Here is a 14,353-nt window from a genome sequence, read left to right on the forward strand (position 1 = left end):
CAGCCGTCGTCCCAGTAGTCCCAGTCGTTCCAGTAGCCCCACCACCTTCTGCGGCGGCAGCGACGGTACCGACGGCGGCGGCAGCCGCCATATCCGCTACTCACGACGTCTCCCCCTTTTCGATTGATCCTTCAATTAGGACGCTAGCACCCAAATAGGGATCAATCACTACAAGTCCCACTGGTTTCAGAAAGACTTGAAGGGCATCGAAGGCCGTCGATCGAATCGTGGCCTTCGATGCCCTTTCATGACGCGTCAGCCGGTGCCGCAGACCCTTCCGTTGAAGGTGAAGACCGACGGCAGGACGTTCGGGCCGGTGTAATTGCCGACGAAGCCGATCGTGGTCGTCGCACCCGTGCCCAGCGCGCCGCTCCCCGGCTCGCTGACGGCCTTGACGTCCTGGCCGTTCTGGGTCCAGGTCGCGCTCCAGCCGCTGCCGAGGCTCTGCCAGGCTCTCGGCCAGGCGAAGTTCAGCGTCCAGCCGTTGACCGGGGCGCCGGTGTTGGTGATCTCGATGCTGCCGACGTAGCCGCTGGCCCAGTCCGACTGCACGGTCAGCTTCGCCGTGCAGGAACTCGTGGCGGGGGCCTTGGTGGTGAAGGTCAGCGGCGGAGAGGACCAGGAGAGGCCGCCGCCGCTGTCGCGGGCGATCACGTTGACGGTGTAGCGGGTGCCGGGCCTGAGGTTGGCGGCCGTGAACGAGGTGCCGCCGGTCTCGCCGAGCTGCTCGGTGACGGCGCCGTGCTGGCGGTGGATCTCGTACTTGGCGACCGGGCGGGCGCCGGGGGTGGCGCGCGGCCAGGTGATGGTGGCGGTGGTGTCGGTCACGGTGGTGGCGGTGGGCTGACCGGGGGCGCCGGGGCCGGACGGCGGGGCGGCGGGACGCAGGACGATCGTGGTGAGCGACAGCGGCGGCAGGAGCCGTCCGGCGGGAGTGCCCGCGGTCTCGGTGGTGATCGCGGTGGCGCCGTTGGTGTGGGTGAGCACGGTGGCCGCCCCCGCGGCGGGGGTGTAGCCCTCGTAGTCGAGGGCGGCCGCGTACGAGGTGTCGCGCGAGGTGTTGATCAGCATGACCGCCAGCTCGCCGTTGGGGCGGCGGGCGGCGTGCGCGGAGACCGCGGGCTGGTCGGCCGCCGCCCGGACGAACTGGTCGCCGGGACGGGCGAACCGGCTGACCATCTGGAGCGCGTAGTAGGGCGCGAAGGGGGTGTTCAGCGCGGGCTCGCAGACCGAGCCGTCGGACGTGCAGGCCGCGCTCGACAGCAGGCCGAAGTCGCCGTAGTCGGTGTGCCCCTCGACCTCGGTGACGGCGCCGATGCCGTTGCGCACGTTCCACCAGTCGACCGTGAACACACCGTTGGCCAGCAGCGTCGCGTACGCGTCGGCGGCGGCCAGGGCGCCCGGCTGGGTGTTGGTGCCGTTGCTGCTCGAGCCGGTGTTGAACTCCGTCATCGCGATGCCGATCCGCTCGGCGCCGGGGCCGGCGTACCGGGCGATCTGCTCGCGGGCGAGCTGGACCATGTCGGGTACGTGTCCCGTACGGTCGAGGGCCCCCGGATACCAGTGCAGGACCACAAAGTCGATCTTGGATCCGGCGGCAGACAGGACGACCTGGTTCCAGCTTCCCGCGTCGCCCTCGGCCACGATCGCGTCGGGCCAGTTGGCGGGGGTGGTGAGCACGGCGCCGATCTTGATGGTGGGGTCGACGGCCTTCATGGCGTCCGCGTAGGCGACGACGTGGCGGGCGTACTCGGCCGGGCTCTTGTCGGGGTGGTCGTCGGCCTCCCAGGCGGCGCCGTAGTGGCCGTTGCCGTAGTTCTCGTTGCCGATCTCCCAGTACTTCACGCCGTAGCCCTTGGTGACGTTGGCGTACCTGACCCAGGCGGCGGCCTCCTCGGCCGTGCCGGTGCCGTAGTTGGCGGTCACCATCGCCTTCGCCCCGGTGCGGCGCACGCCGGCCATGTAGGTGTCGAAGTCGGTGTTCGGCGCGACGTAGCCGCCGGGGGCGGTGTGGTCGGCCCAGTGGTAGATGTCGGAGTACGAGCCGCCGGGGTAGCGCAGCAGCTTCACGCCCGCCTCCTTGAGGAGGTCGGCGGTCTGGTCCGAGCCCAGGTGGGTGTCCCAGATGGCATGGTTGGTGCCGATGCCTGTCTCGGGTACGGCCGCGAGGGCGGCACGCGTGTTGACGGTCACCTCGACAGGGGCGGCGTCCTGGGCATGGGCGGCAGGGATGTTCAGGGCGGCCAGCGTCAGCACGATCGCGGACGCGGCCCGGAGCAGGGTTCTCGGCATCGGTGCACCTCGCCGTGGCAGTGGTCATCACTGGACGGTCATCACTCGACGGTCATCACTCGACGCCTCCTCCTGACCAGGAGACAAGCGTGATCATGTGCGGCGGGCGGTGCGTTCGTCAACCGCCGGTGAAACTTTCAGCTCCGGATTCGGCCGCGCATCAACCGATCGGTTGATTTCCGCGCCAGCCGGATCCGCGGCGGATCATGGCCGGCGGGTCGATTCGCCGGAGCCGCCGGCGGACGACGCTTGAGCCATGGCAGTCATCGAAGTCAACGGGCTCCGCAAGTCGTACGGGGAGCTGACGGTTCTGGACGGGGTGTCGTTCTCCGTGGAAGAGGGCGAGATCTTCGGCATCCTCGGCCCCAACGGCACCGGCAAGACCACCACCGTGGAGTGCGTGGAAGGGCTGCGGCAGCCCGACGACGGGTCGATCAGCGTGCTGGGGCTCGACCCGGCCAAGGACGGCAGGCGGCTGCGCGAGCGGATCGGCGTGCAGCTCCAGCACACGCAGCTGCCGGAGAACATCAAGGTGTGGGAGGCCCTGGACCTCTACGCCTCCTTCTACGCCCGGCCGCGCGACTGGCGCGAGCTGATGGCCGAGTGGGGGCTGGACGAGAAGCGCGACGCCCGGTTCGGGAAGCTGTCGGGCGGCCAGAAGCAGCGCCTGTTCATCGCCCTGGCGCTGGTCGGCAACCCGCGGGTGGCCTTCCTCGACGAGCTGACCACCGGGCTCGACCCGCAGGCCCGGCGCACCACGTGGGAGCTGATCAAGCGGGTCCGGGCGAGCGGCGTGACGGTGGTGCTGGTCAGCCACTTCATGGACGAGGTCGAGGAGCTCTGCGACCGGGTCGCCGTCTTCGACCGCGGCCGCGTCGTCGCCCTCGACACCCCGGCGGGCCTGATCGACGGGATCGACGCCGAGCACCGGATGAGCTTCACGCTGATGGACGGCGAGCCCGCCGGGCTGGCGGACCTGCCGGGGGTGACCGGAGTGAGCAGGACCGGCGACCGGGTGGTCGTCAGCGGGCGGGCCGACTTCGCCACCGCGGTCACCGCCCACCTCGCCAGGCACCACGTCCTCGTGAGCGACCTGCGCATCGACAAGCGCACCCTCGACGACGCCTTCATCGCCCTGACCGGCCGTTCCTTCGGCACCAAGGAGTAGGACCCGTGACCAAGCTGACCTTCGTCGAACTGAAGCTGCTCACCAGGGAGCCCGGGGCGATCTTCGCCCTGCTCATCCCGCTGTTCATCCTCGTGGTCTTCGGCAGCTCGATCGAGCCCGGCGACACCGTGCTGGTGCCGATGGCGCTGGCCATCGCGGTGGGGCTCGTCGGCCTCTACATGCTGCCCACCACCCTGGCCACCTACCGTGAGCGGGGCATCCTGCGCCGGCTCTCGGCCACGCCGGTGCGCCCGGTGCGGATGCTGGTGGTGCAGCTGATCCTGCAGCTCGTGCTCGCGGTGGCCGCCTGCGGCCTGCTGCTGGGCGTGGCGGGCGGCGTCCTGCGGGCCCACCTGCCCTCCCGGTGGCCGCTGGTCGCGCTGGTCTTCCTGCTCGGGGCGGGTTCCCTGTTCGCCATCGGGCTGCTCATCGCGGCGCTGGCCCCGAACGGGCGGTCCGCCAACGGGATCGGCGTCCTGCTGTACTTCCCGATGGCCTTTCTGGCCGGGCTGATGCAGCCGACGCACCAGATGCCCGATATTTTGGTGCGCGTCGGCGAATACACCCCTCTGGGGGCTTTCCGGCAGAGTCTGCAGGACATCTGGGCGGGCAGTCCGGCCGATCCGCTGCCGCTGCTGGTGATGGCCGGGTACGCGCTGGTCGTCAGTATGATCGCGGCCAGGTTCTTTCGCTGGGAGTAAGGCATGACGGCGCAGCTCGATCGATGGGAGCGCCTGCTGGAGCGCCAGCTGACGGCAGCACCGTACGTCCTGCTGGCAGCCAGCACGATGCTCGCGCTCCTCACGGAGGACGGCCCGCCATGGCGGGTCGTGGCGCTGGCGGCGCTGGCCGCCTTGTGGCTCCGGCTGGTCCCGCGGGGCGTCGTCTACGTGATCGGGCTGATCGTCCTGATCGGCGTGCTGTGCACGCAGGCGGTGTGGTTCGCCGGCTTCTTCGGCTTCATCGGCTACCTGCACTCATGGGAGTACCTGAAAGGGATGTGGCGCTTCGCCGGGGTCACCGCCACGGCGGCGATCAGCGTCACGGCCTTCTTCGGCGGGCCGCCGGACCCCGTCCCGTCCAAGATCCTCTCGTACCTGCTCCTCACCGCCGCCATCGTGGCCGCGGTCGGGCTGTTCAGCTTCGTCGGCGAGATCACGGCCGCGCGCAGCGCCGAGCGGAAGCAGATGGTGACGCGGCTGGAGGAGACGCTGCGGGAGAACGCCGGCCTGCATGCGCAGCTGCTGGTCCAGGCCCGGGAGGCGGGCGTGATGGACGAGCGGCAGCGGATGGCGGCGGAGATCCACGACACCCTCGCCCAGGGCCTGACCGGCATCATCACCCAGCTCCAGGCGGCACACCAGGCCGGCGACTGGCGCCGCAACGTGGACAACGCCCTGCGGCTGGCGCGGGAGAGCCTCGCCGAGGCCCGGCGCTCCGTCCAGGCGGTCGGCCCCGGCCAGCTGGACGCCGCCCCGCTGCCCGAGGCGCTGCGCGAGGTCGTGGCCCGGTGGAGCGAGCTCAACGGGGTGCGCGCCGACTTCACCACCACCGGCACCGTGCGTCCCATGCACCCGGAGGTGGAGGAGACCCTGCTCCGCACCGCGCAGGAGGCCCTGGCCAACGCGGCCAGGCACGCGGGCGCGTCCCGGGTGGGGCTGACCCTTTCCTACATGGAGGACATGGTGACGCTGGACGTGCGCGACGACGGCGCGGGCTTCGACCTCGAACGCGTACGGGACGGCGGCGGTTTCGGCCTGACCTCGATGCGCGGGCGCGTCAGCCGCCTGGCCGGAACCCTGGAGATCGAGACCGAGCCCGGCGGCGGCACCGCGATCTCCGCGAGCGTCCCGGCGGTGGCGCGTGGCTGACGACCCGATCCGGCTGCTGATCGCCGACGACCATCCCATCGTGCGCGACGGCATCCGCGGCATGTTCGCCGGCGACCCGGACTTCGAGGTGCTCGCCGAGGCCGAGAACGGCGCCCGGGCGGTCGAGCTGGCGCGGGCGCTGAGCCCTGACGTGATCCTCATGGACCTGCGCATGCCGGGGATGGACGGCGTCGCCGCCATCAAGGAGCTCACCAGGCTCGGCATCGGGGCCCGGGTGCTCGTCCTGACCACGTACGACACCGACAGGGACGTCCTGCCCGCCATCGAGGCCGGCGCGACCGGCTATCTCCTCAAGGACACCCGGCGCGACGACCTCATCAGGGCCGTGCGCACGGCGGCGCGGGGCGAGTCGGTGCTGTCCCCGTCCGTCGCCACCCGCCTGGTGGGGCAGGTGCGCACGCCAGCCGACCCGCTGAGCGCCCGCGAGCTGGAGGTCCTGGACCTGATCGCGCAGGGCACGACCAACCGCGAGGTGGCCGCGCGCCTGTTCGTCAGCGAGGCCACGGTCAAGAGCCACCTGCTGCACATCTACGCGAAGCTCGGCGTGAACGACCGCGCGGCGGCCGTCGCCGTCGCCTTCCGGCGCGGCCTCATCGGCTGAGCGTCAGAGGCCCGCCTCCCGGGCGCGCATGATCGCCTGTGCGCGGTCGGCCACCTGGAGCTTGGTGAAGACGGCCGAGACGTGGTTGCGCACGGTCTTCTGGCTCAGCCCCAGCCGGGCGGCGATCTGCGGGTTGGTGAGGTGGCCGGCGATCAGGGCGAGGATCTCCCGCTCGCGCGGGGTCAGGCCGGGCAGGGCGGGCTCGGCGCGCTCGCCCGCGGAGAAGTAGCCGACGAGGCGGGAGGCGAGGGCCGGACCGAACACGGCGCCGCCCTCGGCCACGGTCTGCACCGACCGGACGAGCTCGGCCCGGCGCGCGCCCTTGACGACGTAACCGCGGGCCCCGGCCCGGACGGCGGCGAACACCGAGTCGTCGTCGTCGGACATGCTGAGCACGAGGACCCTGATGTGCGGGTGGTCGCGGGTCAGCCGCTCGGTGGCCGCGATGCCTCCCATGCCGGGCATGTCCAGGTCCATCAGGACCACGTCCGGCTGGATCCGCCCGGCCAGCGCGAGCGCCTGCTCCCCGCTGCCCGCCTCGTCCGCGACGTCGATCCCCTCGGCCGTCGCCAGCAGAGTCCGCAACCCGGCGCGGAACCCCGCATGGTCGTCGACCACCAAGACCTTGATCATCGCCGTCCCCTTCCGCGCCCGCACGGTCGTCGGCCACCAGGATCGTGGGTCACCGCCCGTCCCCTTCCCCGCCCGCGTGGTCGTCGGCTACCAGGATCCTGGGTCGCCGCCCGTCCCCTTCCCCGCCCGCGTGGTCGTCGGCTAACAGGATCCTGGGTCATCGCCGGTCCCTTCCGCTTCCGCGGGGAGTTCGACCCGGACGCGGGTGCCGCCTCCGGGGCGTTCCTCGATCGTGCATGATCCGCCGAGTTCCGTGGCCCGTTCGCGCATGGACGCGAGCCCGACTCCTGATCCGTCCCGGTCGTCCGGACCGATGCCGCGGCCGTCGTCGGAGATCTCCAGCCTGAGCGTCCCGTCCGCGATCTCGACGCGCAGCCACGAACGGGTCGCGCCCGCGTGGCGGCGGGTGTTGGCCAGGGCCTCGGTCGCGATCCGGTAGGCGGCGGCCTCGGTGGCGGCGGGCAGCGCGGGCAGGTCGTGCGGCGCGTGCACGTCCACCCGCAGGCCGGCCGGCTGCCTGATGGCGTGCGCGCGCAGCGCCCCGGCCAGGCCGAGGGAGTCGAGCGCGGGCGGGCGCAGCCCGTCGACCAGGGTCCGCACGTCGGCCAGCGCCGTCTCGGCGTCGTCCACGATCTCGGCGAGCAGCCGCCGCGCCCGCTCGTCGGTGACCAGGTCGTGCGCCGCCTCGGCCCGCATGGTCAGCGCGGCCAGGGTGGGGCCGAGCCCGTCGTGCAGGTCACGCCGGAGCCGCCGCCGCTCCTCCTCCCTGCCCATGACCAGCCGTTCGCGGGAGCGTCGCAGGTCGGCGGAGAGCCGCACGGCGTGCACGGCCACCGCGACCTGCCGGGCCAGGTCCTGGAGCACGCGCAGGTCGCGGGGGCCGAACCCGCTGTCGCCCGGCCGCGGCGAGAGCACCAGGCCGCCGACCCGCTCGCCGTTGTGCGTCAGCGGCAGCCGCACCGGATCGGCGGCCCTGGCCGGCTCACCGTGTTCGTAGCGGGCGCCCTGGCTGGTCTCCACCGCCACGTACGGCAGGCGCAGCGCCTCGGCGATCGACCGGGCGATCCCCGGCAGCACGGTGCCGGGGTCCGCGGTGCTCTCCAGCCTGCGGCCCAGCCGGGTGAGCGCGGCGTACGGGTCGTTCCGCTCGCCGTAGGTCAGCAGGTTGACCCAGCTCTGCAGCCGTTCGCGCAGCGGCGCGAAGGCGAGCGCCACCAGCCCGGCCGCCAGCACGGAGATCTGCAGGTCCCCGGCCGGGAAGAGCGCGCCGAGGTAGCCGACCACGAGGATGTAGCCGCCGGTCACGCAGCCCGACAGCAGCACGTACACCAGGGTGCGGTTGATGACCAGGTCGATGTCGAAGAGCCGGTGGCGCAGGATGGCCACGCAGATGGCGACCGGGATGAGCGTGGCGCCCGCGATGCCGACCAGTTCCCACAGGACGCTGGTCGACGGCCACACCGAGGCGGGGTCGTCGTCGGTCAGCCCGGCGACCAGCCGCGCCCCGATCACCACCGTCTCCAGCGCGACCACGTACACGAGCCACGCGATCTGGCGGCGCTCGGCGTCCTCGCTGCGCCGGGCCCGTACGGCCAGGTTCGCGGCGCCCAGCACGAACACCGCCGCCAGCAGGACGGTCAGCACCGCCTCGGCCGCCGACGCGGGGGCGGCCAGGGCGGGGGCGCCGAGCGGGTTGGGCACCGCCGCGCCCATCCCCACCTGGAGGTTGTCGCCCGGGCGGAGCGCGCTCGGCACGGCGGCGAGCGCGGCGGCGGACACCACTCCCCTGACCGGCGGGCGCAGGCGCGGGGAGGGCAGCCGGCCGCCGGGGAAGTACAGCGGGATCAGGGTGGCCGCCAGGTTGGCCGGTATCCACAGCCAGGTCTGCGGCCAGGCGAGCGCCGCCGCGAGCGGCAGGCCCGGGTGGGTGAGGCCGAGGATCGCGTAGTGGCCGCAGGCCTCCATCAGCGCGAAGCAGAACGCGCTCAGCGCGAGCAGCCGGCCCACCATGTGACCGGGGCGGTGGGCGCCGATGAGCCCGCCCGCCACCGCGCACGCCGCCACGAACAGCAGGTGGACCACCGGGAGCGGGGCGGCGCCGTTGGCGAAGGCCAGGGTGGCGGCCGTCGCCGCCAGCACCAGGGTCAGCGCACACCACGCCCACGCGACACGCGCCGTCGCCATCCGTCCCTCCCGTCCAGCCGCAGCCCTGGTCAAACCCATATTTCGGGACAAACGGTATACGTCCTCTGTCCCGGTTCACCGGGACGGTGTCCCGGGAGTTCCGTGGCATTTCTCCCGGATGGACGGGGACGAGTGCCCGGGCGTGGCGGGACGGGGTTCGGATTCGCTGGGCAAGTGTTGAAAAATCCTGATTCGTTCCGCCGGATCGTCGCCGGCATCGCCCTCCTCGCCTGGCCCGTCTTCGAGTTCCTGGCCTTCCTGACCTCGCCTCCCGGGGCCGAGCACGCTCCCGCGGTCTTCCGTACGCACGAGACGGCCGTGCAGGTCAGCGCGCTGCTCTACGTGTGGGCGGCGCTCGCCCTCATCCCCGTCGTGCTGGCCCTGGCCCACCTCCTGCGCGAGCGCGCCCCCCGGGCGAGCGGGATCGGGGCGGCGCTCGGGCTGGTCGGCGCCGGTCACGGGCTGACGCTCTTCACCACCGACTTCTACGACCTCGCCCTGGCGCAGGTCCTGCCCGACGCGCAGGCCGAGGCGGTCACCCAGCGGGCCGGCGAGCTGCCGGGATTCGTGTTCGGGATGCTGCTGCCGGGGTTCCTGCTGCACGTCGGCCTGATCACGCTGCTCGTGACCCTGGCCGTGGTCAAGGTCGCGCCCTGGTGGGTGCCGGTCGCCGCGCTGGCGGGCACGATCGTGCCGTTCGTCACCATGGACCAGGCGCCGGTCGTGCAGTCCACCGGCGCCCTGCTGCACCTGGCCGCCTACGGCTGGATCGCGCTGCGCGTGCTGCGCATGCCGGACGCCGAGTGGCGCGGGGTCGGCAGCCTGATCTCCACGCGGGTGTGACGGACCGGCTGGCGCCCGCGGCCATCGCCGGCGCACTCTACGTCGGCATCAGCGGCATGGTCGCCGGATACGACCTGGCGGCGGTGCTCCTCGCGGGCACGCTCTGCCTGCCGTTGCGCAAGGGCCTGTCCCGGCTGCCGGTCCTCCCCTGGACGTCTGTCCGGGGACTGGCCGATCGGCTGGACCGGTGTCTGCGGCACAGCGCCCCGGAGGAGGCGCTGGCCTCGGTGGTGGCGGTGTCGCGTGACGCGCTGGCCGTCCGAGGGGTCGCGGTGGAGGTGGCGGACGGCGAGACCTCCGTGGAGAGCGGGCGGGCCGGCGCCGAGGCCCGCGAGGTGCCGCTGGTGTGGCACGGCGAACAGGTCGGACGGCTGCTCGTCGGTCCCCGGCGTCTGCCCTGGGCGTGCCGGGACCGGGCGCTGGCCGCGCTCGTGCCGTACGCCGCCCGCCTCGCCCACACCCTGTGGACGGCCGGCGAGCTGAAGCGCGCCGAGGAGCTCGACGTGGCCGCCAGGGACGAGGAGCGTCGCCGGTTGAGCCGCAGCCTGCACGACGGGCTCGGCCGGACGCTCGTCGCGATGGCCAGGACGATCGACCTGGCCCGGGGCGGGCCGGCGGACTGCCCGCACGCCGCCGACACGCTGCTACGCGACCTGCGGCGCGGCATGGACGACGCCACGGACCACGTCCGCGTGCTCCTGTACGGCCTGCCGGCGGGCGGATTCCGGACCCCGTCAGAGCGGGAACCAGCCGTTGCCCTCGTACCAGTGGCCGCCGGCGCGCAGGTGGGCGACGATCGCGTGCTCCAGCGTGGTGCGCGGGGAGAGCTGGTCGGGCGGCAGGTCGGGGTCGCCGAAGACGAACTCGATCGGGCCCCCGTCGTTGGGCTGCTCGGCCGGGTAGCCGGGGCGGAAGCGGCGCTGGAAGGCGACGATGTTGGAGCTTTCCGGCAGGTGGTCGGCGAGCTGGGGGTCGAGGAGCCAGGAGTAGCAGGTGGCGACGGTGGGCTCTTCGTCGGGGAAGTGGCGAGGGAAGAAGGCGCGGGCGCGGGCCAGCGAGTCGTCGCAGGCGGCGGGCGTCAACGGCCCGGAGAAGTCGGGAATATGCAGATTCAGTGAGGGGGCGCCGGGCATGACGCCCTCGATGAGGGTCCCCATGCGGGTGCCGAGGGTGGCGCGCTGGTACTGCAGCCGGGCCAGCTGGTAGATCTCGCCCCGGTAGTGCATCTTGATCCAGGAGGGCTGGATCACGCCGCCGACGCCGTGCCGCCTGCGGTGGACGGCGACGTTGCGGCCGAGGTCGGCGAGGGTGTGCCGGGAGACGTCCGCCGGGACGCCGCGCTCACGGTGGTAGGCGCGCACGTGCGGGAGCGCCGCGACGAAGACGAACAGGTGGAAGTAGCGCCCGGCCGCGCCCAGCCCGGCGGGCAGGTACGGCAGGTCGAAGGGGTGGTCGATCAGCCCGATGCCGCGCACCAGCCGCCGGGCGCAGCGTTCCAGCAGCCACCACAGCCCGGGGTCGGCCCTGATCGTCTTGGCCAGCGCGAGGATCTCGTTGACGTCCTCGTGCGGCACGGCCAGGTCGAGCAGGGTGAAGGCGTCCGGCAGGACGACCTCGACGTCCGGTGAATCGTCGGCCTCCAGCCCGGCGAGCCAGGCGGCCGTCCGGTCGTCGGCGCGGAGCAGGTCCAGGGGGTTGTCCACAGGGGCTCTCCTCAGGGGGTTCGGTCGAGCGTGAGTCGCAGGTTGACCGCGCGGACCAGGTCCTCGGGGAGTTTCAGCACCTCGCGGTCGTAGGTGAGCAGCCCGTTCAGCTCGTCCTCCACGTCGGACAACTGGGTGTAGACCGTGGCGCTCAGGCCGCGCGGGATCGCCGGGACGATCTGCTCGGCGTGCAGCCGGGCGAAGGCCGCGCCCAGCCGGTCGGGAGTGTCGTAGCGCCGGTAGCCGAAGTTGCGGTCGTTGAAGGTGTGGCCGTCGACCCGCAGGCCGTATCCGCCGTACTCCGACAGCACGAGGACCCGCCGGTCGCGGCGGCGCGGCACGCGGAAGCGGCGGAAGTAGACGTGCAGGCTCCGCAGGTCGCCCGCGCCCTGGTCGTGCCAGCCGCTGGCGTGGTCGACGGTCCGGGTGGGGTCGAGCCTGGCCACCTCCGCCGCGACGCGGGCGGCGTCGAACTGGCCCCAGCCCTCGTTGAACGGCACCCAGACGGCGATGCTCACCACGTTGCGCAGGTGCTCCACCATCTCGCGGAGCTCGGCGAGGAACCGCTCCCGGTGCGCCCGCCCGAAGAAACGATCGGGCAGATGGAACGGCACGACCGCCGGGGCGGTGACCACCAGCGGATGGTAGCGTCCGCCCGCGTTGACCATGTCCTGCCAGACGATCATGCCGAGCCGGTCGCAGTGGTGGTACCAGCGCAGCGGCTCGATCTTGATGTGCTTGCGCAGCATGGTGAAGCCGAGCCGCTTCATGGTGGCGATGTCGTGGATCATCGCCTCGTCGGACGGCGCCGTGTACATGCCGTCGGACCAGTAGCCCTGGTCGAGGATCCCGGCGTGGAAGTACGGGCGGCCGTTGAGCAGCAGCCGGGGCACCCCGTCGGCGTCGGTTCCCACCCCGTACGAGCGCATGCCCACGTAGCTCCGCACCCGGTCGGCGCCCAGTTCCACCGTGACGTCGTAGAGGAAGGGGTCCTCCGGGCTCCACGGCCGGACGTCCGGGATCGGGACCCGCACCGGCCGACCGGCGGGGACGGTGGCGCGGGCGACGACGGTCCCCGCGGCGAGGATCTCGACGTCCGCCTCCCCTTCGGCGGCGTGCACGGTCACCTCGACGCACGACTCGTCCAGGTGCGGGACGAGGGTGAGCCGCTCGACGTGCGTGGCGGGCACGCGCTCGGCCCACACGGTCTGCCAGATGCCCGACTGCGGCGTGTACCAGATGCCGCCCCGTTCCAGCTTCTGCTTGCCGCGGGCGTGCTGCCCGGTGTCGGTGTCGTCGCGCACCGCGACGGTCAGGACGTTCTCGCCGTCGCGCAGGAGGTCGGTGACGTCGAAGCCGAACGGGAGGTAGCCGCCGGTGTGGCGGCCCGCCTCGACGCCGTTGAGCAGCACCCGGCAGGTCTGGTCGACCGCGCCGAAGTGCAGCAGCACCCTGCCGCCGGTGCCGAAGCCGTCGGGCAGGGTGAGGCCGCGCCGGTACCAGAGGGTCTGGCCGGGCATCAGCCGCCGGTCGACGCCGGACAGCGCCGACTCGGGCGAGAACGGCACCACGATCGGCCCGTCGTACGTCACCGGCTCCTCGCCGTCGCCGGTGATGGCGTACTCCCATCGGCCGTTGAGGTTGAGGTAGCTGTCGCGGACGAGCTGGGGGCGCGGGTACTCGGGCAGGACCGCGTCGGGGTCGAGGTCCCGGCCCCAGCGGGTGAGCGTGCTCATGCGATCTCTCTCTTGCGCAGGATCCGGACGGGGACGGCGATCAGCAGCAGCACCGCGGCGGCGGCCAGGAAGATCGCGGGAGTGGGCACCTGTCTGAGCACCCCGAGATCCTCGTAGTACGCGTCCGCGCCCCGGATGACGAGGGCCCCGACGTACGGTCCGATCAGCATGGGGATGAGGATCGCGAACACCATCCGGAGCCCCTGCACGTGCCCGGCGCGCTCCGGCGGCGTGTGGTCGCGCACGAGCGCGCCGATGGTCGCGGCGACCAGCATGAACCCGGACATCATCACCAGCCCGGCCGCGATGACCGGCACCATCCCGCGCGCCGCCCACATCGCCAGCAGCCCGGCCGCGTAGACGGCCACGGCGGGCAGCAGGAAGCGCGCCTTGCCGACGCGGTCGATCAGCCGGCCGAACCCGACGGTGACCGCCGCCGCGCCCGTCAGCACCACGCCGAGGACGACCGCGTACGCCTCGATCTGCAGGTAGCGCTGCACGTAGATGATCAGGTACGGGAGGAAGACCTGCGTCGAGACGCCCCAGACCGCCCACGCCGACAGCAGCAGGTAGAGGCCGGGGTTGGCGCGCATGGCGCTCGGGCGCAGGCCGTGGAAGACGGCGGCCAGGGCGCCGTCGCGGGCCCGGGGCACGGACGGCCGGTCACGGACCAGGAACCAGGCCACCACCCCGACCACCGTGATGACCGCGCCGATCAGCACGAAGAACTCCCGCCACTGCCCGGCCCTGGTGAGCGGGTCGAGGGCGCCGAAGACGGCCAGCATCGACACCAGCGGCATGATCGCCAGGACGGACTCCACCCGGCCCCGGTTGGCCGGCCGCGTCACGTCGGTCACCCAGGCCTGGAAGGCGGCGTCGTTCGCGCCGGAGCCCAGGAACGACATGACGCAGTCCAGCACGATGACCGCGACCATGGCGACCAGCACGGCGTTCGCGGCCGGCGCGAGGTTCGCCACGGTGTCCACGGTGACCAGCCCGAACGCCGCCGTGGACAGCCCCCACAGCACGTAACCGGCGGCGATGAACACCCGGCGGCGGCCCGTGCGGTCGGACAGCGAGCCGATCAGCAGCGTCGCGACCGTCGCGGTGACCGCGCTGGCGGCGACCATGGTGGCGATGGCCGTGGGGTCGTCGCTGATCGTGTCGTACAGGAACACGTTGAGATACATGTTCTCGACGGTCCAGGCGAGCTGGCCGACGAAGCCGAGCACGATCACCGCCGTCCAGCGGCGGGTGCCCAGCTGGGCCGGTACGGCGATGGTCACGCGCGACAGCGTATA

At 72.5% G+C, this 14,353-nt stretch carries 12 protein-coding genes and 1 pseudogene; 7 read left to right on the forward strand and 6 right to left on the reverse strand.

The features are described 5' to 3' along the window. Window positions 1–255: 255 nt before the first annotated feature. Complete coding sequence (locus FR742_RS33555) at window positions 256–2,292, reverse strand: cellulose binding domain-containing protein (protein WP_148035323.1); 2,037 nt, start codon at window positions 2,290–2,292, stop codon at window positions 256–258. Window positions 2,293–2,548: 256 nt separating this feature from the next. Here FR742_RS33555 and FR742_RS33560 point away from each other — a divergent pair, with 256 nt between their 5' ends. From FR742_RS33560 to FR742_RS33575, 4 genes are read left to right on the forward strand one after another with little or no spacing between them, the layout of a single operon-like run. After that, window positions 2,549–3,460: an ABC transporter ATP-binding protein gene (locus tag FR742_RS33560; RefSeq protein ID WP_148035324.1), complete on the forward strand. Its 912-nt coding sequence runs from the start codon at window positions 2,549–2,551 to the stop codon at window positions 3,458–3,460. Window positions 3,461–3,465: 5 nt separating this feature from the next. Then, complete coding sequence (locus FR742_RS33565; protein WP_148035325.1) at window positions 3,466–4,161, forward strand: ABC transporter permease; 696 nt, start codon at window positions 3,466–3,468, stop codon at window positions 4,159–4,161. Between the two features lie 3 nt (window positions 4,162–4,164). After that, window positions 4,165–5,331, forward strand: coding sequence for a sensor histidine kinase (locus tag FR742_RS33570; RefSeq protein WP_148035326.1), 1,167 nt, complete (start codon window positions 4,165–4,167; stop codon window positions 5,329–5,331). Then, a complete protein-coding gene (locus FR742_RS33575) occupies window positions 5,324–5,953 on the forward strand; it encodes a response regulator transcription factor (protein WP_148035327.1) in 630 nt (209 codons plus the stop codon). Before FR742_RS33570 ends, FR742_RS33575 begins: the two co-directional genes overlap by 8 nt. 3 nt (window positions 5,954–5,956) lie before the next feature. On the opposite strand, the gene FR742_RS33580 is transcribed toward FR742_RS33575, so the two are convergent. Next, window positions 5,957–6,586: a response regulator transcription factor gene (locus FR742_RS33580; protein WP_187281489.1), complete on the reverse strand. Its 630-nt coding sequence runs from the start codon at window positions 6,584–6,586 to the stop codon at window positions 5,957–5,959. Here FR742_RS33580 and FR742_RS44830 point away from each other — a divergent pair. Beyond that, window positions 6,579–6,731 carry a hypothetical protein gene (locus FR742_RS44830; RefSeq protein ID WP_187281490.1) on the forward strand — a complete coding sequence of 51 codons (153 nt, stop codon included), beginning with the start codon at window positions 6,579–6,581 and terminating at the stop codon, window positions 6,729–6,731. The genes FR742_RS33580 and FR742_RS44830 overlap by 8 nt on opposite strands. On the opposite strand, the gene FR742_RS33585 is transcribed toward FR742_RS44830, so the two are convergent. Next, entirely contained in the window at window positions 6,728–8,770 is a 2,043-nt protein-coding gene (locus FR742_RS33585; protein WP_148035328.1) for a GAF domain-containing sensor histidine kinase, read from the reverse strand. The genes FR742_RS44830 and FR742_RS33585 overlap by 4 nt on opposite strands. A gap of 174 nt (window positions 8,771–8,944) precedes the next feature. Between FR742_RS33585 and FR742_RS33590 the strand changes: the two genes are divergently transcribed. Further along, window positions 8,945–9,613, forward strand: coding sequence for a hypothetical protein (locus tag FR742_RS33590; RefSeq protein WP_148035329.1), 669 nt, complete (start codon window positions 8,945–8,947; stop codon window positions 9,611–9,613). Window positions 9,614–10,191: 578 nt separating this feature from the next. Next, a pseudogene (locus FR742_RS46645) lies at window positions 10,192–10,263 on the forward strand (hypothetical protein); the annotation flags it as partial. 84 nt (window positions 10,264–10,347) lie between these two features. Here FR742_RS46645 and FR742_RS33600 read toward each other — a convergent pair. Genes FR742_RS33600 through FR742_RS33610 form a run of 3 tightly spaced genes read right to left on the reverse strand, consistent with a single transcriptional unit; the run spans window position 10,348 to window position 14,338 of the window. After that, on the reverse strand, window positions 10,348–11,316 hold the full coding sequence (locus FR742_RS33600) for an acyltransferase domain-containing protein (protein WP_187281491.1): 969 nt from the start codon (window positions 11,314–11,316) through the stop codon (window positions 10,348–10,350). Between the two features lie 11 nt (window positions 11,317–11,327). Next, window positions 11,328–13,052: a glycoside hydrolase family 2 protein gene (locus tag FR742_RS33605; RefSeq protein WP_148035331.1), complete on the reverse strand. Its 1,725-nt coding sequence runs from the start codon at window positions 13,050–13,052 to the stop codon at window positions 11,328–11,330. Then, the gene (locus FR742_RS33610; RefSeq protein WP_261808939.1) at window positions 13,049–14,338 is read right to left on the reverse strand and encodes an MFS transporter; all 1,290 of its coding nucleotides are present in this window, start codon (window positions 14,336–14,338) and stop codon (window positions 13,049–13,051) included. Before FR742_RS33610 ends, FR742_RS33605 begins: the two co-directional genes overlap by 4 nt. Window positions 14,339–14,353: the final 15 nt, after the last annotated feature.

This window comes from Nonomuraea sp. C10 (genome assembly GCF_008017515.1).
GTDB lineage: Bacteria > Actinomycetota > Actinomycetes > Streptosporangiales > Streptosporangiaceae > Nonomuraea > Nonomuraea ferruginea.

Coding starts and splice junctions, on each gene's coding strand:
- FR742_RS33580 (WP_187281489.1), bottom strand. CDS start 6,586: ATGATCAAGGTCTTGGTGGTCGACGACCATGCGGGGTTCCGCGCCGGG.
- FR742_RS33570 (WP_148035326.1), top strand. CDS start 4,165: ATGACGGCGCAGCTCGATCGATGGGAGCGCCTGCTGGAGCGCCAGCTG.
- FR742_RS33605 (WP_148035331.1), bottom strand. CDS start 13,052: ATGAGCACGCTCACCCGCTGGGGCCGGGACCTCGACCCCGACGCGGTC.
- FR742_RS33560 (WP_148035324.1), top strand. CDS start 2,549: ATGGCAGTCATCGAAGTCAACGGGCTCCGCAAGTCGTACGGGGAGCTG.
- FR742_RS33555 (WP_148035323.1), bottom strand. CDS start 2,292: ATGCCGAGAACCCTGCTCCGGGCCGCGTCCGCGATCGTGCTGACGCTG.
- FR742_RS33585 (WP_148035328.1), bottom strand. CDS start 8,770: ATGGCGACGGCGCGTGTCGCGTGGGCGTGGTGTGCGCTGACCCTGGTG.